The organism is Pseudomonas sp. Irchel 3E19 (assembly GCF_900187585.1).
GTDB lineage: Bacteria > Pseudomonadota > Gammaproteobacteria > Pseudomonadales > Pseudomonadaceae > Aquipseudomonas > Aquipseudomonas baetica.
Map to the genome: position 1 here is coordinate 12,870 of NZ_FYDT01000048.1, position 22,130 is coordinate 34,999.

The following is a 22,130-nucleotide window of genomic DNA, read 5'->3' on the forward strand; positions in this document are numbered from 1 at the left end:
AAGAGGAGCAACACATGGGTTTTCTCGCCGGTAAGCGCGTACTGATCGTCGGTGTCGCCAGCAAGCTGTCCATCGCATCCGGCATCGCTGCCGCCATGCATCGCGAGGGCGCTGAGCTTGCCTTCACTTATCAGAACGACAAACTCAAAGGTCGTGTTGAAGAATTCGCCCAGGGCTGGGGTTCGAGCCCTGAGCTGTGCTTCCCGTGCGACGTGGCCAGCGATGAAGAAATCGCCAAGGTCTTCGAAGCACTGAGCAAGAAGTGGGACGGCCTGGACTGCATCGTCCACTCCGTTGGTTTCGCCCCGGGCGACCAACTGGACGGCGACTTCACCGAAGCCACCACCCGTGACGGTTTCCGCATCGCTCACGACATCAGCGCCTACAGCTTCGTGGCCCTGGCCAAGGCTGGCCGCGAAATGATGAAAGGCCGCAATGGCAGCCTGCTGACCCTGTCGTACCTGGGCGCCGAGCGCACCATGCCTAACTACAACGTGATGGGCATGGCCAAGGCTTCGCTGGAAGCTGGCGTCCGTTACCTGGCCGGCTCCCTGGGCCCGGACGGCACCCGCGTCAACTGCGTATCGGCTGGCCCGATCCGCACCCTGGCAGCGTCGGGCATCAAGAACTTCCGCAAGATGCTGGCCGCCAACGAAGCGCAAACCCCGCTGCGCCGCAACGTCACCATCGACGAAGTCGGCAACGCCGGCGCCTTCCTGTGCTCCGACCTGGCGTCGGGCATCAGCGGTGAAATCATGTACGTCGACGGCGGCTTCAACACCACCGCCATGGGCAACATCGAAGAGTGATCTTCGCTTAGCCAATAAAAAACCCGCCTCTTCTGGCGGGTTTTTTTATGCCTGCGATATCTGCAACTCCGCGTATACCGTAAGCACCACCAAACCCTGTGGGAGCAGCTTGCCCGCGAAGGCATCGGCATAGCATGAGTATTTATTGACTGACACACCGCTTTCGCTGGCAAGCCAGCTCCCACAAGGTTCTGCGGTGAACGGTAAAATTGAGTACAGCCAGGATACCTGTGGAAGCGGGCTTGCCCGCGAAGGCATCGGCATAGCATGTGCATTTATTAGCTGACACAGCGCTTTCGCTGGCAAGCCAGCTCCCACAAGGTTCTGCGGTGAACGGCAAAATTGAGTACAGCCAGGATACCTGTGGGAGCGGGCTTGCCCGCGGGGGCGTCGGCATAGCATGTGTATTTATTGGCTGACACACCGCTTTCGCTGGCAAGCCAGCTCCCACAAGGTTCTGCGGTGAACGGCAAAATTGAGTACAGCCAGGATACCTGTGGGAGCGGGCTTGCCCGCGAAGGCATCGGCATAGCATGAGTCTTTATTGGCTGACACACTGCTTTCGCTGGCAAGCCAGCTCCCACAAGGTTCTGCGGTGAACGGCAAAATTGAGTACAGCCAGGATACCTGTGGGAGCGGGCTTGCCTGCGAAGAGGCCAGCATTAACTGCGCTTCAGGGCCTGCTTATGCACATACATCGCGCTATCGGCATCTGCCAGCAATTGATCCACCGTTTCATGGCGTTTCGAATCGTATTCGATCTGGCCGACGCTGAAGCGGATGGCATATCCGCGGTGCAGCGTGGCGTTGCGCTCTTCGAGGATGTCCTTGAGCCGCGCCATGATTGCCGTGGTCTCGATATGACTCGAACCGGTCAGCAACGCGACGAATTCATCGCCGCCCAAGCGCCCGACCACGTCGCTTTCGCGAAAGGCAATGCGCAGCACATCAGCGAAGGTCTTCAATGCACCGTCGCCCTCGGCATGGCCATAGAGATCGTTGATCTGCTTGAAATCATTGAGGTCGAAAAACAGCAGTGTCGCCGGCCGGTTCAACCGGGCGCAGGCGTCCAGCGCATGCTGAGCCAATTGCTTGAAGCCGCGACGGTTGGACAACAGCGTCAGCTCGTCCATGCTCGCCATTTGCACCGCTGTCAGCTCTTGCTCGGCCATTTCCGCCAGGTCACGCAGCAGCGCGCGCTCTTCGTCATCGAGCTCACGGGGTTTGGTGTCGATCAGGCACAGCGTGCCCATTTTGTTGCCATTGGGCACGGTCAGCGGGTAACCGGCATAGAAGCGAATGTGTGGCTCGCCGGTTACCAGAGGATTGTCGTGAAAGCGTTCGTCCTCGCGGGCGTCGGACACCAGCAACAAATCGTTCTTGAGAATCGCGTGGCCGCAGAACGACACGTCCCGCGAGGTTTCAGTGACATCCAGGCCGACACAAGACTTGAACCACTGGCGATCCTTGTCCACCAGCGTCACCAGGGCGATCGGCACATTGAACAGGCGCTTGGCCAGCCGCGTGAGTCGGTCGAAACGCTCCTCGGGCGCCGAGTCGAGAAGGTTGAGACCGTGCAGCACCTGAATGCGCGCCGCTTCGTTGGCAGGTTTTCCGGGAACCAGCATCACACACTCCATTGGCATCAATGGCCCTTAGAGTAGCCCCAATTTTGCGATGCCTCACGCCTATCAACCACCCGCCGTCGGGCACGGCCCGCCAGCATCGGCCCAGAGCTTGAACTGGTTCACGAATAGATCGTGGGGCACCGGTACCGGTGCGCGCCCTGTGCCGGGGTTCCAGCCCCAGAGCACCAGTTTGTCCTCGCTGACATGCTTGATCAGCGCGGCGAAATCGCGATCGCCATTGCTCGAACGGTCCTTGATCATTGCGCAGAGCTTGTCCGCTGGCAGGCCGATCCAGGCCATTTTGTGCGCGGCGGGCGGCAGGCTCCAGTGCGGCGCACCCGGTGGCGCATGGAGGCCGTAACTGGCCGGCGGATTGCTTTGGGCATGACACGTTGCGCACGGCAAACCGGCGGCGCCTTTGCCGTCCATGCCGCGCACCACGTTCATCGCATGGGGAATGCCGGCGTCGAATTGCAACGGCGAATCCCCGGGAATGTGGCAGTTCTGGCAGCGCGGGCTCTGAAAGACTTTCTGAATCGTGCCGAAGGCCTTCAAAGCCTCCTGATCATCGGCGAACAAGTCCGAGGCGTAGCCGCCCAGCCCCACCAGTACCAGCGCACCCAACAGCAGATGTCGTTTCATCTCACACCCCCGACAGTTGCAGCGGCAGTTCACGCAAGCGTTGCCCGGTCAGGGCAAACAACGCATTGGCCACCGCCGGCGCGGTCGGCGGCACACCGGCCTCGCCGATGCCGCCGGGTTTCTCGCTGCTGGGCACGATATGCACCTCGACCACCGGCATTTCGTTGAGCCGCAGCACCTGATAATCGTGATAGTTGGACTGCACCACCGCGCCGTTCTTCAGCGTCAGTTTGTTATGCAGCGCCATGCCCAGGCCGAAGGTGATGCACGATTCCATCTGCGCGGCGATGCTCTGCGGGTTGACCGCAATCCCACAGTCAACCGCACACACCACGCGATGCACACGAATCGCCAGATTGTCCTGCGAGACCTCCGCCACCTGCGCCACATAGCTGCCGAACGACTCGTGTACCGCCACGCCCAAGGCATGGCCGGCGGGCAACGGCGCTGTCCAGTTGGCCTTCTCCACCGCCAGATTGAGCACGCCGAGATGCCGCGGATGCGCCTTGAGCAGCGTGCGGCGGTACTCGAGCGGGCCCTTGCCGGCCGCCGTGGCCAGCTCATCGATCAGCGATTCCATGACAAACGCGGTATGGGTGTGCCCCACTGAGCGCATCCACAACACATTGATGCCGGTCTGCGGCGAGTGCAGTTCGACCTGATGATGGGCCACGTCTTTGACGTAAGGGCTGTCTGCAACGCCCTCGACCGAGGTTGGGTCGATACCGTTCTTGACCATGGTCGCCTCCATCAGCGTACCGGTCATGATCGACTGGCCGACCAGCACATGCTGCCACGACAGCGGCAGCCCATCGGCGCCAAGGCCGACACGCGCCTGATGCAAAAACATCGAACGGTAGTAACCGCCACGAATGTCATCCTCCCGCGACCACACGGTTTTCACCGGCATGCCTGCCGCTTTCGCCACTTGCACCGCTTCGGCGACAAAGTCCGAGGTCGGATTGGCCCGCCGGCCAAAGCCGCCGCCGAGGAACTCGGTGTGGATTTCCACCTGTTCGGGTTTCAGTCCGGTGATTTTGCCGGCAACCATCTGATCCAGTGTCTGAAACTGCGTGCCCGTCCAGATCTCACATTTCTCGGCACTGATTTTCACCGTGCAGTTGAGCGGTTCCATCGGCGCGTGCGCCAGATACGGCACGCTGTATTCGACGTCGATTTTCTTCGCCGCTTTATCAAAATTGCCCTTGGCGTCCCCGGCCTGGCTGGCCGAAGTGCCCGGCGTGGCAGCCAGTTTGCGAAAACTTTCCAGCAGTTTTTCGCTGCTCAGATCCGCGTTAGGCCCCAGGTCCCAATCGACTTTCAGCGCATCGCGACCCAGTTTCGCCGCCCAGTAATGGTCAGCGATCACTGCCACTCCCGTCGGCACCTGCAGCACCTTATGCACGCCCGGCACCGCCAGCGCTTCGGCGCCTTCGAAGGATTTGACCGTGGCACCGAATGCTGGCGCGCGGGCGACCATAGCGGTCATCAAACCCTCGAATTGCACATCCATACCGAACTTGGCGCGACCGGTGATTTTCTCCGGGGTGTCCAGACGCTTGGTCGGTTTGCCGATGACTTTCCAGTCCTTGGCTTCTTTGAACGTGATGGATTTTGGGTCCGGTACCGGCAGTTGCCCGGCGGCGTCCGCCAGTTCGCCGTAAGTCGCGCGTTTATCGCCAGCGATCACCACACCCGACTCGGTGCGAATCGCCGAAGGCGCCACCTCAAAACGTTTGGCCGCCGCTTCAACCAGCATCTGCCGCGCCGTAGCGCCGGCCAATCGATAGCGGTCGAACTCCATCCAGGTCGAGGTCGAGCCGCCGGTAATCTGCATGCCGCCAAACGCCGGCATGCCGTAATCGGCCGCGGAGGCCGGCGAGTGTTCGACGCGGATTGTCGACCAGTCGGCGTCCAGTTCCTCGGCAATCAGCATGGTCAGGCCGGTCCAGATGCCCTGCCCCATTTCCGAATGGCCGAGCAACACGGTAACGCTGTTGTCGGCGGCAATGCGCAGGAAAGCATTTGGCGCGAAGACCTTACCCTCATTCTCCGCCGCCAACGCAAAACGATGGGCGCCGGGTACGACAAACGCCACCACCAGACCGCCGCCCAACATGGCGCTGCCCTTGAGAAAACCCCGACGCGATACGGGACTGTTCATGGTCTGTCTCCCCGTCAGGCTCAACCGATCTCGGCCGCACGTTTGACCGCGGCACGAATTCTTGGGTAGGTGCCGCAGCGGCAAATATTGCCGGAGAGCGCCTGATCGATATCGCTGTCGGTGGGTTGGGGGATTTTCGCCAGCAACGCGGCGGCGGACATGATCTGCCCGGACTGGCAGTAACCGCACTGCACCACATCGAGTTCGGCCCAGGCCTGCTGCACCGGGTGCGAGCCATCCGTAGACAAACCTTCGATGGTGAGGATTTTTTGCCCATGGGCCACCGCTGTGGCCGGGGTGATGCAGGCGCGCAACGGCACACCGTCGACATGCACGGTACAGGCGCCGCACTGGGCCATGCCGCAACCGAATTTGGTACCGGTCAGGTGCGCGACATCGCGCAGGACCCAGAGCAACGGCATGTCCGCGGGGACATCGAGCTCCTGATCCTTGCCATTGATATTCAAGGTCAGCATCGGGGGACTTCCTCAGACTCACGGTGTTCTGAAGGGGCGTTGCTGCGGCAATGAATGCCTGCGCACGCCTGGGCTTATCCCATTGAGCTAAGCGCAATTTGCGCGCAAGGCCAGGTGTGGCGACCGCCGGTCATGCAGATGTCGACTTTAACCCTACAGTTGATAACGGCTCTCACCCGAGCGCGCGCGCGGGCACGCTCGTCATGCAAACCGATCCTCCACATTGGTCAGGAGTAGCGAACATGGGATTTGTCACCAGCAAAGACGGCGTCGAGATTTTCTACAAGGACTGGGGGCCGAAAGACGCCCCGCTCATCCACTTTCACCACGGCTGGCCGCTGAGTTCGGACGATTGGGATGCGCAGATGCTGTTCTTTCTGGCGCAGGGCTTTCGGGTGATTGCCCATGATCGCCGTGGGCACGGGCGGTCGAGTCAGGTTTGGGAAGGGCACGACATGGATCACTACGCTGACGATGCCTTGGCGATGGTCAATCATCTGGGTGTGAAAAACGTCGTGCATGTCGGTCACTCCACCGGGGGCGGCGAGGTCATCCACTACATCGCCCGCCATGGTCAGGACAACGTCGCCAAAGGCGTGCTGATCAGTGCCGTGCCGCCGCTGATGGTGCAGACCGAGAGCAATCCGGGTGGTTTGCCGAAATCGGTATTCGATGATTTTCAGGCGCAGCTGGCGGCCAATCGGGCGCAGTTTTATCGGGATATTCCGAACGGGCCTTTCTATGGCTACAACCGGCCGGGAGCCAAGCCTTCGGAAGGGATCATTTCAAACTGGTGGCGCCAGGGCATGATCGGCGGCGCCAAGGCGCATTACGACGGCATCGTGGCGTTCTCGCAGACCGATTTCACCGAAGATCTGAAGAAGGTCACCGTGCCGGTGCTGGTGATGCATGGCGAGGACGATCAGATTGTGCCGTATGCGAACTCGGGGCCTTTGTCGGCGAAACTGCTGCCAAACGGCACGTTGAAGTCGTATCCGGGGTTCCCGCATGGAATGCCGACGACTGAGGCGGAGACGATTAACGCGGATCTGCTGACCTTTATTCGCAACTGAGATCAGTGGCAGTCATGCACTTGACCCTGTGGGAGCGGGCTTGCTCGCGAATGCAATCTTTCAGTTGAACTTGAGCTGAATGACCCACCGCTTTCGCGAGCAGGCTCGCTCCCACAAGGGGGAAGTGATTGGGCTCACGTCCATTATTCCTCTGTGCGACTTGTACTCTCGCGATCACGCTCGTAGTGGTGAGCCAGTGGAAGCGCCGATAGCCACGACTCGCGGCGGATGGTCCAGAGTTCATAAGTGGGTTTGAACTGGTTCGGTTCATCGAGCGAACCCACGTTGACCTCAACTTCATCTGTCGACCGCGTGAACACGGGTGAACCGCAACGCGGGCAGAAAAACCGGCCGTTATAGTCGCGTGGGTTGCCGGTGACCTTCAGCGCTTGCTCAGGGAAAATTGCCGAGGTGTGGAACAGCGCGCCGTGGCGTTTGCGGCAGTCGAGGCAGTGGCAGATGCCGACGCGGTAGGGCTGGCCGGATACTTCGAAACGGACATCGCCGCATAGGCAACCGCCAGCCAATCGATCCATGGTGCACCTCCGCTAAGGCAGCCTGCCAGTGATCACAAATTTTCTGAAAACTTTTTGCCCATCACGCGCAGCTTGCCGAACATCAAGAAATGTCAGCTCTTCACGAACTGCTTTTTTGCAAGGTTCCTCGGTCTTTCCGCTGGTGGTCATCGTAGCCTCTGAATACTGACTGACTGGTTTGATGAAGCTCAGTGCAGCAAACAATAAAATTCTGCGTTCAGACGTGCAAGTCGGTGGACTCTGGAACAGTCGTAGGGCGTGGAGTACGAACCTGTAGTCCAGAAGGTGCCCTGGTTTTGGACTCTGACCATTCACCATTGTCCATGGGTAAACGTCATCCGGTTATCACGTTTAAAGTACACGAACCGTTACGCCATCCTCCCTACAACACCTTGCGTCGTTACCTACGCGTACGCCAGAATCCGCCGGCTTACACGGCTATGGGGCGGGCTATATCGTTTGCCTGTCACTGCAAAACAGTGATCGGGTTTGGTAGCCCGCTTTAAATTGTCGTTGTTGCGACACCTTCGATGCTGTCTCTTATTTAAGGTATAGCTTTGTATGGTGGGCATGCGTGGGGCTCCTCTGTGAGCGCCGGGTTTCCCAATTTAACCGGTCTACCAACCCGCGCATGGCCGCCACCCGCCGTTTGGTAGCGAGGGTGATGGCTCCCATTTTTTTTAAATTGGAGCTTTATCTATGTTCAAAATCACGCCAAACCCACCACACACCGATCCAATCCCCCACGACCCCGCGCTCGACCCGCAAAAGGTCAAAGAAGCCACCGATCGTGCCCTCGACTACTACCTCAAGCCCGAAGACCTGGCAGCTGCGCCAGCATCTCCCAAGTTTCGCCCCGTTTTTCTCGTCGACCCCACGCTGGATGACGAAACCCTGCTGGTCGAAGCCTGTGAATCGCTGTCATACGCCCATGCCATGGCCGGCAATATCGCCAACTCGGTGGGTGGCCCGGAGCGTAAGCCGCTGCTGGCGCTGCAACAGGTGATCCTGTTGAACGAGCTGTTGGTCAATCGATTACTGGATAAGCTGCGCCTGCCTTAGTCGTTGGACAGACAGATCGCCATGCAGGGCCGATACCTCCTGCATGGCGATCTTGAGTCCGGCGTCCATACTGAATTTTTGCAAACGGCATCCTCCACTCAACTGTCCGGACACCAACATGCCCTCCCCGGAAATCACCCTGTTGCAGAGCTGGCACGACAACGCCCACGCCTGGATCGACGTGATCCGCAGCGGCGCCATCGAAAGCCGTCAGCAGGTCACCGATCAGGCGATTCTGCTGGCAATCATGGGCCGTCAACCGCAGCGGGTGCTCGACCTCGGTTGCGGCGAAGGCTGGCTGTTGCGGGCACTGGCAGATCGGGGCATTGACGCCACGGGCGTGGATGGCGATGCGACGCTGGTTGAGGCGGCGCGTTTGCCCGGTGCATCGCAGGTGCATGTCGCCAGTTATGAGGCGCTGGTCGAGGCGACGGTAGACATCGGTCGCGACTACGACCTGATCTGCGCGAATTTCTCGTTATTGCATCAGGACATCATCCCGCTGCTCGCGGCGATGAACGCGTTGCTGGTGCCCGGCGGCGCACTGGTGATCCAGACGTTGCACCCGTGGGCCGTCGCGGCGGGTGATTATCAGGATGGTTGGCGTGAGGAGACTTTCGCCGGGTTCAAGGGCCAGTGGCAGCCGATGCCGTGGTACTTCCGCACCCTGTCGAGCTGGATGAACGCGCTGGACATGGCCGGTTTTCAACTGGCCGCACTGCAAGAGCCACAGCATCCGCAAAGCCCTGTGCCGCAGTCTTTGCTGATGCTGGCTGAGCGGCGCTAGCTTCAGTCACGCTGCGATCCTTGTGGGAGCTGGCTTGCCAGCGATGGCATTGAGTCAGACACCCTTGATGCCGAGCGTGACGGCCTCATCGCTGGCAAGCCAGCTCCCACAGGGTTCAGGGTGTTTGCAGGATTGCCAGGCTACACGTTACTGACAGGCGCCGACTTGGCGATCTACGGCACCGCCAGTCGACCAAGGACTGACTACGCTGTTAATCCAGCGTGTCTAACCTGCCGAGGATGACTGCCATGCAACGTTTTCAGAAACTCACACCGTGCCTGTGGTTCGACGATCAGGCCGAGGCTGCGGCGAAGTTCTACTGCTCGATCTTCGACCATTCGAAAATCACCGGCCTGACCCACTACAGCAAGGTCGGCCAGGAATTTCACGGGCAGCCGGAAGGTGCGGTGATGACCGTGAGTTTCGAACTCGATGGCCAAACCTTTACCGGCCTTAACGGCGGGCCGGTGTTCAAGTTCAGTGAAGCGATATCGTTTCAGGTCAATTGCCAGAATCAGGAAGAAGTCGACCATTTCTGGGGAAACCTCAGCGCTGGTGGGCCGGTAGAAGCCCAGCAATGCGGCTGGCTCAAGGACAAGTTCGGCGTGTCATGGCAGATCGTGCCGGTGGCCTTCATGCACATGATGCTGGACTCCGACACCAGTAAATCGCAGCGGGCCATGCAGGCCATGTTCAGCATGAAAAAACTCGACATCGCCGAACTGGAGCGGGCCTTTGCCGGCCAGAGCTAATACACTCGGGGGCTGGCCTGCCGGGAATGACGTTGATGAAACACGCTGCCGCGAAAAACCCTGAAAAAGCCCCGCGTTTCTGGCGCGACGAAGCCCTGCCCTTTATCGAGGCGCGGGCCATCGCCGATGGCCGCGAGGTTTGCTATGCGCGGCATTCTCACGCGCATTTTTCCATCGGTGCGATCACTGCCGGGCGCAGCACGTATGTGCATGAACAGACCCAGTTCGAAGTCACGGCGGGCACCGTGGTGCTGATGAATCCCGGCGACGTGCATGCGTGCAATCCGATCGATGATCAGCCATGGTCATACGTGATGCTATACGTCGAGACACCGTGGTTGACGGACTTGCAGCATCAGTTGGGGTTTGCGGTCGAACTCGAGTTCCGGCGTTTCGCGACCACCCATCTCGACGACGCCGGGCTGTTCCGTGATCTCAACGGGTTGTATGAGGTACTGGTCGATAACCAGCAGGATGTCTTGCGCAAACAGAGCGCGGCGGTGGAGTTTTTCACCGAGCTGCAGTTGCGCCTGAACCCGGCAGAACAGCCATTGCGCGAGCCTAATTTCAAGCTTGAACGCGCCGCTGATTTCATCCGTGAACACTGCACGGACCTGCTGAGCCTCGATGACATTTGCAGCGCGGCGCAGTTGTCACCGTCCTATCTGATCCGCGCCTTCAAACAGCATTACGGCATGACGCCGCACGCCTTTGTGGTCAACCAGCGTATTCAGTACGCCCGCGAGGGTTTGCGCCGGGGCAGACTGATTGCCGATGTAGCGCTGGAAGCCGGGTTTGCCGATCAGGCGCATTTTCAACGGGCGTTCAAACAGCATCTGGCGGCGACGCCGGGGCAGTATCGGGGATAAGTGTCTACGCCAGAATCAGCCACAGCCCTTTGGCGTCTTCGTTCAGTAAGCATCACCCGGGATTGGCTCGCGCGTTTGTGGACTGCTGACCGCAAAACCCGAAAACATTGCACCGGTTGTGCCCAGTCCGGATGCACCGGACATCAGTGAGAAAACCCACACCGTGTTGTCGTAGTAACACGTAACGTAACCCAGTTTGCCGTCCTTGCTAATCGCAATTTCCAAAGGCCCTTGGCCCACCGTAGTCGTCGCAATGACTTGCCCTGATGCCGTATCAATCGTCGATACCGTATTGGTATCTCTGTCGCAGCAATAAGCCTGCGTACCGGAGGGGTCCAGGACAATACCCCTTGGCAAACCAATCACTCTTATGGCCCTGATCTGTACGAATGTCTGCGTATCGTACTGCAGTACAAAACCTTCAGTAGCCTGGTTCCTGCCACAGACGTAAAAGCTTTTGCCATCAGGACTGATATCGACACCATAGGCCTCTAAAGGCATCGGCACGGTTCTGACAACCGATAAAGTCAATGTACTGATGATGGAAATCGAGGAACCAGCCACACCGCTGAAATTATTGTTATTGGCGACATAGACCCACCGTCCATCCGGAGACAAGGCAATGCCTCTGGGGTGCGATCCGACCGGAATGGTTTTGACCGCCCGTGAATTCACAACGTCGATAACCCCAACGCTGTTGCCGCCCCAGGTACTGACAAAGGCCTGTAACCCATTCTTGCTCATGACTATGCCGATAGGGTGCCCCGCTACCGGAATGTTGGCGATCATGCTCGAAGTGGCGATATCAATGACCATCACCGCATTATTCCCGTTACAGGCAAAAACACGCGATGCATCGCCATTAACGGCAATCTCCCACGAGACACTCAATTGCGGTAGATCAATCTTCTTGATCCGCTGGGAAGTGGACGTATCGATTATCTGCACCGATCCCGCGCCAGTGACAAAAGCCAATGTATTGTCCGGACTGAGCGTGATGCCGGTTGGTACGGGATCAAGTGCGATTGGTCCGACCGGCATCTGTTCGGTGATGGTCAGCACCGCGCTGGCGGTGCCGCCGCCACTACTGGCCGTTAGTGAAAATACCCCCGGTGTATTTCCTGCACGCACACCGCTGACCGTCACTCTGCCGTCCGCGCCGACAGGAAAACTGCGAGTCCCCCCTTCCCCGTTCGGATACTCCGCCCCCTCAGGCAAGGTGAGTGAGATCAATCCGGCACTCGGCCGCCCTGCCTCGGTCAGGCTTAGGTCAATCTCCTTGACCTCGCCTCCGGCAACAACGCTGTAGGGTCCATTGAGAAATGCCACCACACCCGGCGACTGGCTGACATGGATATTCATGTAGGTCGTCGCTGAGGCGTTGCTGTTGCTCAATTGATCGATCACCCTGGCACTGATCGGCATCCGTTGGTTATCGCCGATCTGCTGGAAATCGGCGGTGGTCAGCATGAACGTGATCGGCTGGGTAGGATCTGTGACGGTAATCGGTCGTCTCCAGGTTCCAATGGTCAAGACAATCTCGTCAAAAGCACGCACAAAACTGACGTTCACGGTAATTTCTACCCCTTTCGCCGCTTCCACCGGGCCAACGCTGACAGGGTGAATGACAGTGATACCGGATGGCGCGGGATAACCGGGCGCCGGATCGTGATACAGCACGTCCAGTATCGGTCGGGAATCCTCGAAATTTCCTCCAAGACGGCTCACCCGGTAAAACAGCTGATTGATGCCGTTCAATAGCCAGCCGACAGCCAACCGCATCGCAAAACGGTCGTTCTCTTCGCCCGGATTGATGATCTTGACGATGGACGTCGGTTTGCCGTTGACCCACATCTCGACGACATCGTAGGCGGCCATGGCGGTGGACAACGTCCGAGCCGGGTCGATCACCACCAACAGGCCTTCTGGCAACTGATAAATTGCCTGGGGAATACCGCCATGGGCCGTGCCCGGCGGCTGCACTGAAGCTTGCCAGCCGGGGATGAACATGGGGGACAGTGCGAGCGCCTCATCGGCTTGCGTTGAGTTGAGCAGGGTAATTGTCATGTTCTCTCCTTGGAAACCGTGTCGGTTTTTTTGACAACCCACATCACACGCGCAAAGGAGCCAGACGGCTACTGTCATATCTGACAGGTAGCACGTCTTTTAGATGAACGGTCACGGCACTCCGAAAGCGCAGAGCGGCGCTCAAGGCAACAACAAATACCCCGCACTCACGGCCAATAACCCCGCCATAACACGATTGAACAAACGCATCCCCGCCGGATTGGCCAACCATCCGCGCAAAAATGTCCCGGCATACGCCCAGCAGGCCACTGACACATAGCAAATCACCAGATACACCGCGGCAAACTGCCAGACCCGTCGCGCCTCGCCATCGGCGACAAACGCGCCCATCCCGGCCACGCAGGCCAGCCAGGCTTTCGGGTTGAGCCACTGCATGATCGCGCCGTAAAGCATCGAGGGCGCCCGCCCCGTGTCGCCGGCATTGAGCTGCCCGTCGTCAGTCGCCAGTTTCCAGGCCATGAACAACAGAAACGCCACGCCGGCCAGTTGCACCACGCGGGTCATGAACGGCCACAGTTTGAGCACTTCATGCAGGCCCAGGCCCATCAGCACCAGCAACAGAACAAAGCCTAAGGTGGCCCCGGCGACATGCCGCTGACTGGCGCGAAAGCCGAACTGTGCGCCCGAACTCAACGCCACGATATTGACCGGGCCGGGGGTAATGGACGCCGCCAGGGCAAACGCCGCCATCGAGATAATCAAACTCATCGCACACCTGCTTCAACACGAGGAACAAGGTGCCCACCGTAACCAGCCGCCCGTCCCCGGTATTGAAGAAAATCACCCTGCCAACAACACACTTTGTGTAGGAGCTGCCGCAGGCTGCGATCTTTTGATTTTTGTTTTAAAAACAAGATCAAAAGATCGCAGCCTGCGGCAGCTCCTACAGTTTTTTTGCGTTTGGAGGGCGTTGCGCGGTGCGCGGCGCGTTCAGTCCAGACGCGGCACCGTAAAGTGGAATTCACTGCCCTGCCCCGGTTCGCTTTCGGCGAAGATCCGCCCGCCATGGGCCTCGACAATACCCTGGCTGATGTACAAACCCAGGCCGGTACCGGTGGGGTTGCCTTCTTTCACCGTCCAGTATCGGTCGAAGACACGGGCCAGGTTTGCTTTGGGGATTCCTTCGCCGCTGTCACGCACGGTAAAGACAATGTCGTTACCGATGGATTTGGCCTGCACACCGACCGTGCCCAGGCGCGGGGTGAACTTGATCGCGTTACCAATCAGATTCGACAGCACCTGAAACAGTCGCTCGGGGTCGGCGTGGATACGCAGATCGGGATCCGCCGCGAAGGAAATGCTGATGTCTTTGTCCTGAGCCAGCGGTGTGAGCAACGCTTGCGCTTCTTCGAACATCTGCGTGACGTCGAGCTTCTGCGGCGTGATGGTGTAGCGCCCGGCGTCGATTTTCGACGTGTCGAGCAAATCCTCCAGCAGCGTGTTCATGCGCCCGGCCGCCTGTTGCATGGTGTCGATGGCCGTAGAGATGCGCCGCGAGGTGTGCTGGCCTTCGGAGCTGAAGGCTTTTTGCAGCATGCCGCAAAGCATCGAGATAACCGTCATCGGGTTGCGCAGATCATGGGAAACCACTGCGACCAATTCATCGCGGGCGCGCACTGCTTCCTGCTCGCGACGCACCTGACGGGCCAGATCATTTTCCAGTGCCGAGCGGCGCAGGTCATTGGCCGCGAACAAGTCGCCGTGGCTCCACTTGGTGGAGATCCCGGCCATCTCGACCTTCCAGATTTCGAACGAGGTGCGCGGGCGCAAACGAAGCCCGGCATCGGAGCTTTCCAGCGCCAGCGGCTTGCGCGGATCACCACTCCAGTTGATGTTTTCTTTCACCTCGGGACGGAACCACAGCACACCGTTGTCCACCGGTTTGGGCAGGCTCATGGCGAGCACGCCACTGGCCACTTGCTGATAGTGCGCCGCCGGTGGGTAGACGCTGGACAGGTGATGACTGGCAAACACCGGCTCGCCGGTTTCCTGCAGCCACTTGTGCAACGCACGGACCTCTTCCGGCTCCGGGCAATTGCCATAGCGATGCAACTGTTTGTCTTCAATGATCGCGATGCCACCGGCATTGACCAACGCCATCAGGACCTGTGGCTGATTGGCCAAACCGTCGAAAACGTTCTGCGGCGAATCGATCATCGCCTGATTGAGCAAGGCCAGCGCCTCGACTTTTTCCTCGCGCTGACGGCTGACCTCCAGCGCTTCCAGCGCACTGATCTGCAGCGACAATACCTGGCCGATGGTCTGGCACGCGGTACGCAGTTCGTGCGGCACGTGCAATGGCTGGCGGTTGCCGCAACTGATCAGGCCCCAGAGCTTGTCACCCTTGAGCAGGGAAATGCTCATTGACGACAGCACGCCCATGTTTTTCATGTACTGGCAGTGAATCGGCGAGACGCTGCGCAGGGTCGCGAAGCTCAAATCCAGCGGTGTCTGGGTGTCGGGGCGCAGCTTCGGCACCAGCGGCACCGGTTGGTAGGCGGCATCGGGGATGATCCGCAACCAGTTGGTGCGGTACAGCTCACGCGCCTGTTCGGGAATGTCGGAGGCCGGGAAGAACAAGCCGTTGAACACTTCCATCGACGGATCGGACGCTTCGGCGATGACCTGACCGTGGCCTTCATCCTCGAAACGGTAGATCAGCACCCGGTCGTAACCGGTCATGGCCTGGATTTCCTTGACGCTGATATCGTACAGCGCCTGCAACGACGTAGCCGCTTGCAGACGCTGGAGCATGCGCCCCAGATGCGTCTGGTTACCGGCGACATTGCGCGGCTGGAAGTTCTCGACGTGGATTTCCAGTTCCAGAATCAAAACGCCTTGATGACGGTGCAACAGCGCTTCGAACGCGGTGCCATTGAGCTGAAAATTCAGCGGCCCGGCGTCGGCAAATGCCGGTTGCTGAAGCGCCCCGCGCACGGCCCCGGCATAGGCATCGCCGAGCAGATGGTGCAGCGGTTGCCCGATCAGTTCCTCGGCCGGACGCGCCAACAGGTTTTCAACGTTGGCGCTGACCTGGATGATGTCCAGCGCCGGCTCGCTCAGGGTCAGCAACACCCCGTGGGGCTGAATCGCCCCGGGAAAGCGGATCGGCTCGTCGGCACAGTTGGCCAGCAGTTCTTCAAACGCTTCTCGGTCTTGCGGGTTCATGCCAGTACCTCCCGGCGGTCGAGCCAACGCTCGAAACAGCTGAATGTGGTGTGTGCCGCGTTGACCACGGCTGCGCGGGCTACGGCATCCAGTGGGCGTGCGCCCAGGTATTCGATGAAGTCTCGCCAGCGCCGTCCGGTGGCGGCGCCGTAGATATCGAGGAATGCCGCGCCGTTATCGGCCTCCAGGCCCAGACGCGCGGCGATTTCGCGCCGCAGGATCTGCCCACCGAGTGTTGCGCCTTCGAGTACGTACAACACACCCAGGCACGCGGCGCTGGAGTCGATGACCGGCAAATCACCACAGAACGGTAACTGTTCAAGTGCAGAATGGGTGACGCCCAACGCCAACAGATCGCTATGCAGAGTGGCTGTCTTGAGGCGTGGTGCCAGATCGAAATCGGCGGGGACGCACGCGCTGTCGAGCAAGGCCCGTTCCAGCGGCAGATAAAAACCGTAATAAGCCTGCATCAGCCTTTGAAAGGCTTTTTCATCAAGGGTGTCGGAAAAAAAAGGAAGGCGTTTTTCCAGTGCGATATGCAGTTCGGCAGTGCCGGCTCGCAGATCTTGCAGCACCGGTGGCACATAAATTTCACGGGCCTTTGCGTGCATGTAAATCGCTCTTGGTGGGGCCACCTGGGGCCATTCGGGGTGAGTTGAATGTCGACTGAAATATACACGGCAGACGACATTTCTGACCGTATGGATCGTTTTTTCTGACGAAACCACCGCCCTCAGATTTTTCAGAGTTTCCTTTCGAGCAAAAAGTTCGAAACGGACTGATCAGCTTCGCGGCCGCTGTACCGCGACAGCGCAGCCTGACTGTACGGGTCAAGCGCCGTGACGCCGTGATAAAAATGCCGTTCCCGCCCCCGGAGCCCGCGCCATGGACCTTGCCACGCTTTCACTGTTTCTCCCGGCCTGTTTCGCCTTGAACATGGCCCCCCGGACCGAACAATTTGCTATCGGTCAGTAACGCCACCCGCTATGGCTTTCGGCGCGCCTGCGGGGCGGGCATCGGGCGGATTCTGGCCTTTGCCGCAATGATCGCCCTCGCCGGTGCCGGACTGTCGGTAGTGCTGCAAACCTCGCAATGGCTGTTCCATGCGATCAAGATCGTGGGCGCGGCGTACCTGCTGTATCTGGCCTGGCAATTGTGGCGAGCCAGTCCTGAGACGGAGCAACACGCAAACAGCGCGACCGTCGGCTTCTTTGCATTGGCCCGTCAGGAGTTCCTGGTGGCGGCAGGCAATCCAAAAGCAATCCTGCTGTTCACCGCGTTCCTGCCGCAGTTCGTCGACCCGGCGCGCCCGATGCCTGCGCAATTCGCTGCGCTTGGCGGGCTGTTTCTGCTGCTGGAGTGGGTCGCCATCGGCGCCTACGCCTGGATGGGCCTGCACATGCGCCGCTGGTTTGCCGAGCCGCGTGGCAAACGCATTTTCAATCGTTGCTGCGCGGCGCTGTTGTCGGCGGCGGCTTCGGTGCTGTTGATGGCCAAACGCGCTTAAGCCTCGGACGGCCCTTTGAGTTCGACCTGGTTGCCATCCGGGTCGAAACAGTACAACGACAAACCGTAACCCTGGGCACCGAAACGTCTGGCGGCTTTTTCGACGCTCAGGCCGTGCGCCTGTAAATGCTCGATCAGCGCCGCTTCATCGAACGGTTCGATACGCAGGCAAAAGTGATCGACGTTGCGCCGCTCGACACCCGCCGCCCCGCCGCCCTTGCGCCCGAGTTCGCCGTGCAGATCGACCAGGTCGATCATCGAGGTACCGGCGCGTAAATGCACCAGCCCCAGTGGTTCATTGATCTTGACCACCTCGGCGCCAAATACTTGTCCATAGAACTCGATACTGCGTTGCAGGTCCGCAACCCGCAGGACGATGTGATCGATATGTTGAATAACAAACGGATGCATGGCTTCGGTGCCTCATAAACCCTGTAGGAGCTGCCGCAGGCTGCGATCCTTTGATGTTGTTTTTCGAAATCAACGTCAAAAGATCGCAGCCTGCGGCAGCGCCTACACGGTAGTTCAGGTTGCTGAAAATTCATTGTCGATTTTTCGGTGGAGCCATCGACAATCCAGTTTTACTCTCAAGCCATGAACATACAAACCGCTGCTCTGCCGCCCCACGCCGAGATGGTCCGCGCCATGCTCGAAAGTGACACTGCCTATGAAGGCGTGTTTTTCACGGCCGTGAAAACCACCGGGATCTTTTGCCGCCCCAGCTGCACGGCGCGCAAGCCGAAACCTGAAAACGTCGAGTTCTTCGCCCACGCCGATGAATGTCTGTCCGCCGGTTACCGCGCCTGCCTGCGTTGCAAGCCGCTGGATGCCGCGGCCATCGCCCCGCCATGGGTGCAGCGGTTGCTCACGGCCATCGACGCGGAGCCGGAGATACGCTGGAGCGATGCGCAACTGCTCGCCGAAGGCATCGAGCCGCTGAAATTGCGGCGTTGGTTCAAACAGCATTTCGGCATGACGTTCCACGCATGGTTGCGCACCCGGCGGCTCGGTATGGCGCTGGGTGGGATTAAACAAGGCACGTCGATTGATCATGCCGCGTTCGACTCTGGCTATGAGTCCCTCAGCGGCTTTCGCGATGCTTTCCAGAAATCTTTCCACGTCACGCCGGGGCGTGCCGCCCGCAGCGAACCGCTGCTGTTTACGCGTCTGACCACGCCACTGGGGCCGATGATCGCCATGGCCGAACGCCGGGGGCTGGTGTTGCTGGAGTTTCTTGATCGCCCGGCGTTGACCCGCGAAGTCGAAGCACTGCAGAACCGCCATGCCTACCTCGTCGCGCCGGGGCATAACGTGCATTTGCAGCAGATCGAACGGCAACTGGCGGCGTATTTCGCCGGTAAGCTCACAGAGTTTTCGGTGCCTCTGCACATGCCCGGCAGTGACTTCGCCCGGCAAGTCTGGCGCGAACTGCTGCAAATCCCTTATGGCCACACCAGCACGTACGGCACTATCGCTACACGCTTGGGCAAACCCGGCGCCAGTCGCGCTGTAGGGCTGGCCAACGGGCACAACCGTCTGGCGATTGTGGTGCCGTGCCACCGGGTGATCGGCGCGGATGGCTCGCTCACCGGCTATGGTGGAGGACAACCGCGCAAGGCGTTTTTGCTGCGACTGGAAAACGCCGCGGTGCAGCTCACGCAACAATTGACTTTCTGACCCCTACAACCATTCACAAGAAGGGTTTTCGATGAACGCGCTCGACACGGCATTTCACCAGTTGCACCAGCAAGGCCTGCTGCTCCTGACCAACGTCGCCGACGCCACTGGCGCGCGACTGGTCGAGCACCTGGGCGGCAAAGCGGTCGCCACCAGCAGCGCGGCAGTGGCATGGGCTCATGGCTACCCCGACGGCAACGCCCTGCCCCTCGAACGCCTGATTTGCACCGTGGAATCCATCGCTCGGGTGATCAAAGTGCCGCTGAGCGTGGACATCGAGGCTGGGTATTCCGATGACCTCGGGCGTGTCGCCGAAGTCATCGACGCGGTGATCGCTGCCGGTGCGGTCGGGATCAATATCGAAGATGGCAGCGGCGCACCGCAACTGTTGGCACGCAAGATCGAAGTCGCCCGGCAAGTGGCCGCGAAACGCGATGTGAAGCTGTTTATCAACGCTCGCACCGACGTTTACCTCAAGGGCCTGGTGCCGGCCGAAGACCGCGTCGCCGAGACCCTGCGTCGCGCTGCGCTGTATCAAGCCGCCGGCACCGATGGACTGTTCGCCGCTGGTGTCACGGCGGCTTACGAAATCGAAGCCATCTGCAAGGGCACCACGCTGCCGGTCAACGTCCTCGGTGTCGCCTGCCTGCCCTCGCCGCACGAGTTGCAGACGCTGGGCGTGCGCCGTTTGAGCGCGGGGTCGGGCATCGCCGAGTTTTTGTATGGCGCAATGGGTTCGCTGGTCAAAAGCTTTCTCGCCAATGGCCAACTCGACACTCATGACCTCAAGGCGCTCAGCTATGGCGAAGTCAACGGCTTGCTGAAATAACATGCCCGAGCACTATCAGCCGGCCAGTGACTTTCTGGCCGCCCTCGACGCCGACTGGCAGCGGCACATCGCCGCTGTCGGGCCGTGCCTGCATCAGCCGCATCCGGCACGCGATCCCTATGAATCGCTGGTGCGCGCGATTGCCTATCAGCAACTACACGCCAAGGCCGGCGATGCGATTGTCGGGCGGCTGGTGGCTTTGTTTGCGGGGCAGGCATTTCCGCGCCCGGAGCAGATCCTCGCCACGGACTTCCATCGCCTGCGCGGTTGCGGGTTTTCCGCCAGCAAGATTGCGACCCTTCAAGGCATTGCACAGGCAACGCTGGACGCTGTGGTGCCGGACTACGCCAGTGCGCTGGCCATGGACGACGAAGCGCTGATCGAGCGGCTGGTCACCCTGCGCGGGGTCGGCCGCTGGACCGTGGAGATGCTGTTGATTTACAGCCTGGAGCGCATGGACATCCTGCCGGCGGACGACTTCGGCGTGCGCGAGGGCTATCGACGATTGAAGGGGCTGGAGGTGCAACCGACCCGCAAGCAGATGATGGAGATCGGCCAGGCATGGCGCCCGTATCGGACAGTGGCGGCGTGGTATCTATGGCGAGTGCCTGCTCGCTAAGGCAGTCCCTCACCGCGCTCGCCCGATCAACCGGTCGGGCGCCGCCGAACCGGCTTACAGAAAGACCCACGACATCTCCTTCACCGAATAGTCGTAATCCATCCGCAGTTCTGCGCCTGCCGGTATGTCTTCCAGGGCAAACAAGGCGGTCAGCACATACGGTTTGAGGATCAGTTTGTCGCCGACGATCAACTCCGCTTCAACATTGAACGCCACCGAACCCACGTTATACCCGGTCGGCGATTGACGAACCGGCCTGCCGGTGGCGTCATACTCGAAATTGGAGTTGATTCGGGACAGGGCGTTGTCACCCACGATCACCAGACGCTCCTGAATCAGATGGCCGGCGCCATAGCGGATGGTTGCACCGGCATACATGGTGAACGTTTGTTCCTGGCGGCGAACGTACTTCAACGGAATGATCGTACCGCCATAGACCCCCAGCGCCTCGCCCTTGGCCAGACGTTTGTTGGCCGCGACCAGATATTGCCCGACAAGAGCCACTTCTTGCGGGACTTTGGCATCGGCGTGGGTAAAACGCCGCACTTCGAGCTTTTCCTCATAGAGCCTGGCGACGTCTTCATGGCCTTCAAACTTGATATACGGTTTGATCGCCGCCGCCAGGTATTGCTCTCCCTCTGGGGTGATGGCTCTGGTTTCGATCTTGCGAATCCGCACCGGGCGGCCACGCGAGTCGCGGAACGGATAGCGGCCATTGTTGGCGCGGTTGTAGGAGCCCAACTGATTGTCGAGAAAGCTGTGACTCGCCGCCTCGCGCATGAAGGCCAGTTCCTGAGGCGTAAACGGGGCGATCGGCATCGATTCCGAGGCCAGCTCAAATTCGTCGTCGGAGTGATCGGGCTCCATGTCCTGCTCATTCGGTTTGCGCGCCTCGGCGTCCTCATCCACCGCCGATCGATAGACATTCACCGCTGACTCCTCCAGCGCGCGCCAAAGCTGACTCTGGTGATCGCGCACCAGCACCGGCCCGGTCGGCGTTGCCTCACTGGCCAGACACGCACGGTACAGGCTGGTTTCAGAGTCGATGCCGACCTGCACGTAACCGCCCGCCACTTTGACGAACGGCCGGCCCTGAAACACCCGGAAGCCCTGAGCATCGGCATCCGGCAAATTGATGCTGTCAGGGATCCGGTAATACCTCAGTGGGCGCTGCCTGGGTAAGGGCCGCGCAATCGACGAGGATGCCACGTCGTTGACCGCGACCGCTGGCGTCGGCGTATCCAGCCCGGACGCCTGCGTGGCAATGGCATCGTTCGCAGAATCGGGCAAGCGCGGTTCAAGCGGCAGCGGATCGAGCCGTGGCGGTGAGTCTGGCCGCGCCACGATCGGGTCGTCCGGTTGCCCGGCCCGGGTGTGAGTATCGACAGTGTCAGCGCCTTTGACAGGCTGTTTTTTTCCCATGAGTCATTCGTCCTTGAATGGAA

General features: G+C 59.9%; 20 protein-coding genes and 1 pseudogene. 10 read left to right on the forward strand and 11 right to left on the reverse strand.

Annotated elements, in window-relative coordinates; genetic code table 11:
• Positions 1-14: 14 nt before the first annotated feature.
• Positions 15-809: an enoyl-ACP reductase FabI gene (gene fabI, locus CKW18_RS23520; protein ID WP_007910591.1), complete on the forward strand. Its 795-nt coding sequence runs from the start codon at positions 15-17 to the stop codon at positions 807-809.
• A 662-nt stretch (positions 810-1,471) separates the two neighbouring features.
• Here fabI and CKW18_RS23530 read toward each other — a convergent pair.
• The 4 genes from CKW18_RS23530 to CKW18_RS23545 form a co-directional block, all read right to left on the reverse strand.
• Positions 1,472-2,437 carry a sensor domain-containing diguanylate cyclase gene (locus CKW18_RS23530; RefSeq protein ID WP_095190983.1) on the reverse strand — a complete coding sequence of 322 codons (966 nt, stop codon included), beginning with the start codon at positions 2,435-2,437 and terminating at the stop codon, positions 1,472-1,474.
• A gap of 63 nt (positions 2,438-2,500) precedes the next feature.
• Positions 2,501-3,079: a hypothetical protein gene (locus CKW18_RS23535; protein ID WP_095190984.1), complete on the reverse strand. Its 579-nt coding sequence runs from the start codon at positions 3,077-3,079 to the stop codon at positions 2,501-2,503.
• A 1-nt stretch (position 3,080) separates the two neighbouring features.
• Positions 3,081-5,243 (reverse strand): xanthine dehydrogenase family protein molybdopterin-binding subunit, encoded by a 2,163-nt coding sequence (locus tag CKW18_RS23540; RefSeq protein ID WP_095190985.1) that lies wholly within the window; start codon positions 5,241-5,243, stop codon positions 3,081-3,083.
• 20 nt (positions 5,244-5,263) lie between these two features.
• Complete coding sequence (locus CKW18_RS23545) at positions 5,264-5,719, reverse strand: (2Fe-2S)-binding protein (protein WP_095190986.1); 456 nt, start codon at positions 5,717-5,719, stop codon at positions 5,264-5,266.
• A gap of 242 nt (positions 5,720-5,961) precedes the next feature.
• On the opposite strand from CKW18_RS23545, the gene CKW18_RS23550 reads away from it, so the two are divergent.
• On the forward strand, positions 5,962-6,792 hold the full coding sequence (locus CKW18_RS23550) for an alpha/beta fold hydrolase (protein WP_095190987.1): 831 nt from the start codon (positions 5,962-5,964) through the stop codon (positions 6,790-6,792).
• Between the two features lie 143 nt (positions 6,793-6,935).
• Here CKW18_RS23550 and CKW18_RS23555 read toward each other — a convergent pair whose 3' ends face one another.
• On the reverse strand, positions 6,936-7,328 hold the full coding sequence (locus CKW18_RS23555) for a GFA family protein (RefSeq protein WP_095190988.1): 393 nt from the start codon (positions 7,326-7,328) through the stop codon (positions 6,936-6,938).
• A gap of 699 nt (positions 7,329-8,027) precedes the next feature.
• Here CKW18_RS23555 and CKW18_RS23565 point away from each other — a divergent pair.
• The 4 genes from CKW18_RS23565 to CKW18_RS23580 all read left to right on the forward strand — a co-directional run bounded on the left by CKW18_RS23565 (position 8,028) and on the right by CKW18_RS23580 (position 10,798).
• Complete coding sequence (locus CKW18_RS23565) at positions 8,028-8,390, forward strand: DUF6124 family protein (RefSeq protein WP_095190990.1); 363 nt, start codon at positions 8,028-8,030, stop codon at positions 8,388-8,390.
• A 118-nt stretch (positions 8,391-8,508) separates the two neighbouring features.
• Positions 8,509-9,177 (forward strand): bifunctional 2-polyprenyl-6-hydroxyphenol methylase/3-demethylubiquinol 3-O-methyltransferase UbiG, encoded by a 669-nt coding sequence (locus tag CKW18_RS23570; RefSeq protein ID WP_095190991.1) that lies wholly within the window; start codon positions 8,509-8,511, stop codon positions 9,175-9,177.
• A 248-nt stretch (positions 9,178-9,425) separates the two neighbouring features.
• A complete protein-coding gene (locus CKW18_RS23575) occupies positions 9,426-9,929 on the forward strand; it encodes a VOC family protein (RefSeq protein ID WP_095190992.1) in 504 nt (167 codons plus the stop codon).
• Between the two features lie 35 nt (positions 9,930-9,964).
• Positions 9,965-10,798 carry an AraC family transcriptional regulator gene (locus CKW18_RS23580; protein ID WP_095190993.1) on the forward strand — a complete coding sequence of 278 codons (834 nt, stop codon included), beginning with the start codon at positions 9,965-9,967 and terminating at the stop codon, positions 10,796-10,798.
• A 42-nt stretch (positions 10,799-10,840) separates the two neighbouring features.
• Here the strand turns inward: CKW18_RS23580 and CKW18_RS23585 are convergent, their stop codons facing one another.
• From CKW18_RS23585 to CKW18_RS23600, 4 genes are all read right to left on the reverse strand, one after another.
• The gene (locus CKW18_RS23585; RefSeq protein WP_170947311.1) at positions 10,841-12,865 is read right to left on the reverse strand and encodes a YncE family protein; all 2,025 of its coding nucleotides are present in this window, start codon (positions 12,863-12,865) and stop codon (positions 10,841-10,843) included.
• A gap of 141 nt (positions 12,866-13,006) precedes the next feature.
• Complete coding sequence (locus CKW18_RS23590; RefSeq protein ID WP_095190995.1) at positions 13,007-13,594, reverse strand: LysE family translocator; 588 nt, start codon at positions 13,592-13,594, stop codon at positions 13,007-13,009.
• 222 nt (positions 13,595-13,816) lie between these two features.
• Positions 13,817-16,054 (reverse strand): ATP-binding protein, encoded by a 2,238-nt coding sequence (locus CKW18_RS23595; RefSeq protein ID WP_095190996.1) that lies wholly within the window; start codon positions 16,052-16,054, stop codon positions 13,817-13,819.
• A complete protein-coding gene (locus CKW18_RS23600; protein WP_095190997.1) occupies positions 16,051-16,665 on the reverse strand; it encodes a biliverdin-producing heme oxygenase in 615 nt (204 codons plus the stop codon). Before CKW18_RS23600 ends, CKW18_RS23595 begins: the two co-directional genes overlap by 4 nt.
• A 274-nt stretch (positions 16,666-16,939) precedes the next feature.
• On the opposite strand from CKW18_RS23600, the pseudogene CKW18_RS23605 reads away from it, so the two are divergent.
• A pseudogene (locus CKW18_RS23605) lies at positions 16,940-17,561 on the forward strand (LysE family translocator).
• Here the strand turns inward: CKW18_RS23605 and CKW18_RS23610 are convergent.
• Positions 17,558-17,971, reverse strand: coding sequence for a VOC family protein (locus tag CKW18_RS23610; protein ID WP_095190998.1), 414 nt, complete (start codon positions 17,969-17,971; stop codon positions 17,558-17,560). The pseudogene CKW18_RS23605 and the gene CKW18_RS23610 overlap by 4 nt on opposite strands.
• A gap of 183 nt (positions 17,972-18,154) precedes the next feature.
• Here CKW18_RS23610 and CKW18_RS23615 point away from each other — a divergent pair, with 183 nt between their 5' ends.
• From CKW18_RS23615 to CKW18_RS23625, 3 genes are read left to right on the forward strand one after another with little or no spacing between them, the layout of a single operon-like run.
• Positions 18,155-19,237, forward strand: coding sequence for a bifunctional transcriptional activator/DNA repair enzyme AdaA (locus tag CKW18_RS23615; RefSeq protein ID WP_095190999.1), 1,083 nt, complete (start codon positions 18,155-18,157; stop codon positions 19,235-19,237).
• Positions 19,238-19,268: 31 nt separating this feature from the next.
• On the forward strand, positions 19,269-20,066 hold the full coding sequence (locus CKW18_RS23620; protein ID WP_095191000.1) for an isocitrate lyase/phosphoenolpyruvate mutase family protein: 798 nt from the start codon (positions 19,269-19,271) through the stop codon (positions 20,064-20,066).
• 1 nt (position 20,067) lies between these two features.
• On the forward strand, positions 20,068-20,685 hold the full coding sequence (locus CKW18_RS23625) for a DNA-3-methyladenine glycosylase (RefSeq protein ID WP_095191001.1): 618 nt from the start codon (positions 20,068-20,070) through the stop codon (positions 20,683-20,685).
• 54 nt (positions 20,686-20,739) lie between these two features.
• Here CKW18_RS23625 and CKW18_RS23630 read toward each other — a convergent pair whose 3' ends face one another.
• Positions 20,740-22,107 carry a hypothetical protein gene (locus tag CKW18_RS23630; protein WP_095191002.1) on the reverse strand — a complete coding sequence of 456 codons (1,368 nt, stop codon included), beginning with the start codon at positions 22,105-22,107 and terminating at the stop codon, positions 20,740-20,742.
• Between the last annotated feature and the right edge of the window lie 23 nt (positions 22,108-22,130).

Bases quoted from the DNA above. Each gene is read 5' to 3' on its own strand.
- CKW18_RS23630 (WP_095191002.1), bottom strand. From the start codon at position 22,107: ATGGGAAAAAAACAGCCTGTCAAAGGCGCTGACACTGTCGATACTCAC.
- CKW18_RS23595 (WP_095190996.1), bottom strand. From the start codon at position 16,054: ATGAACCCGCAAGACCGAGAAGCGTTTGAAGAACTGCTGGCCAACTGT.
- CKW18_RS23600 (WP_095190997.1), bottom strand. From the start codon at position 16,665: ATGCACGCAAAGGCCCGTGAAATTTATGTGCCACCGGTGCTGCAAGAT.
- CKW18_RS23550 (WP_095190987.1), top strand. From the start codon at position 5,962: ATGGGATTTGTCACCAGCAAAGACGGCGTCGAGATTTTCTACAAGGAC.
- fabI (WP_007910591.1), top strand. From the start codon at position 15: ATGGGTTTTCTCGCCGGTAAGCGCGTACTGATCGTCGGTGTCGCCAGC.
- CKW18_RS23555 (WP_095190988.1), bottom strand. From the start codon at position 7,328: ATGGATCGATTGGCTGGCGGTTGCCTATGCGGCGATGTCCGTTTCGAA.
- CKW18_RS23565 (WP_095190990.1), top strand. From the start codon at position 8,028: ATGTTCAAAATCACGCCAAACCCACCACACACCGATCCAATCCCCCAC.
- CKW18_RS23530 (WP_095190983.1), bottom strand. From the start codon at position 2,437: ATGCTGGTTCCCGGAAAACCTGCCAACGAAGCGGCGCGCATTCAGGTG.
- CKW18_RS23610 (WP_095190998.1), bottom strand. From the start codon at position 17,971: ATGCATCCGTTTGTTATTCAACATATCGATCACATCGTCCTGCGGGTT.
- CKW18_RS23625 (WP_095191001.1), top strand. From the start codon at position 20,068: ATGCCCGAGCACTATCAGCCGGCCAGTGACTTTCTGGCCGCCCTCGAC.
- CKW18_RS23585 (WP_170947311.1), bottom strand. From the start codon at position 12,865: ATGACAATTACCCTGCTCAACTCAACGCAAGCCGATGAGGCGCTCGCA.
- CKW18_RS23615 (WP_095190999.1), top strand. From the start codon at position 18,155: ATGAACATACAAACCGCTGCTCTGCCGCCCCACGCCGAGATGGTCCGC.
- CKW18_RS23545 (WP_095190986.1), bottom strand. From the start codon at position 5,719: ATGCTGACCTTGAATATCAATGGCAAGGATCAGGAGCTCGATGTCCCC.
- CKW18_RS23620 (WP_095191000.1), top strand. From the start codon at position 19,269: ATGAACGCGCTCGACACGGCATTTCACCAGTTGCACCAGCAAGGCCTG.
- CKW18_RS23590 (WP_095190995.1), bottom strand. From the start codon at position 13,594: ATGAGTTTGATTATCTCGATGGCGGCGTTTGCCCTGGCGGCGTCCATT.
- CKW18_RS23575 (WP_095190992.1), top strand. From the start codon at position 9,426: ATGCAACGTTTTCAGAAACTCACACCGTGCCTGTGGTTCGACGATCAG.
- CKW18_RS23580 (WP_095190993.1), top strand. From the start codon at position 9,965: ATGAAACACGCTGCCGCGAAAAACCCTGAAAAAGCCCCGCGTTTCTGG.
- CKW18_RS23535 (WP_095190984.1), bottom strand. From the start codon at position 3,079: ATGAAACGACATCTGCTGTTGGGTGCGCTGGTACTGGTGGGGCTGGGC.
- CKW18_RS23540 (WP_095190985.1), bottom strand. From the start codon at position 5,243: ATGAACAGTCCCGTATCGCGTCGGGGTTTTCTCAAGGGCAGCGCCATG.
- CKW18_RS23570 (WP_095190991.1), top strand. From the start codon at position 8,509: ATGCCCTCCCCGGAAATCACCCTGTTGCAGAGCTGGCACGACAACGCC.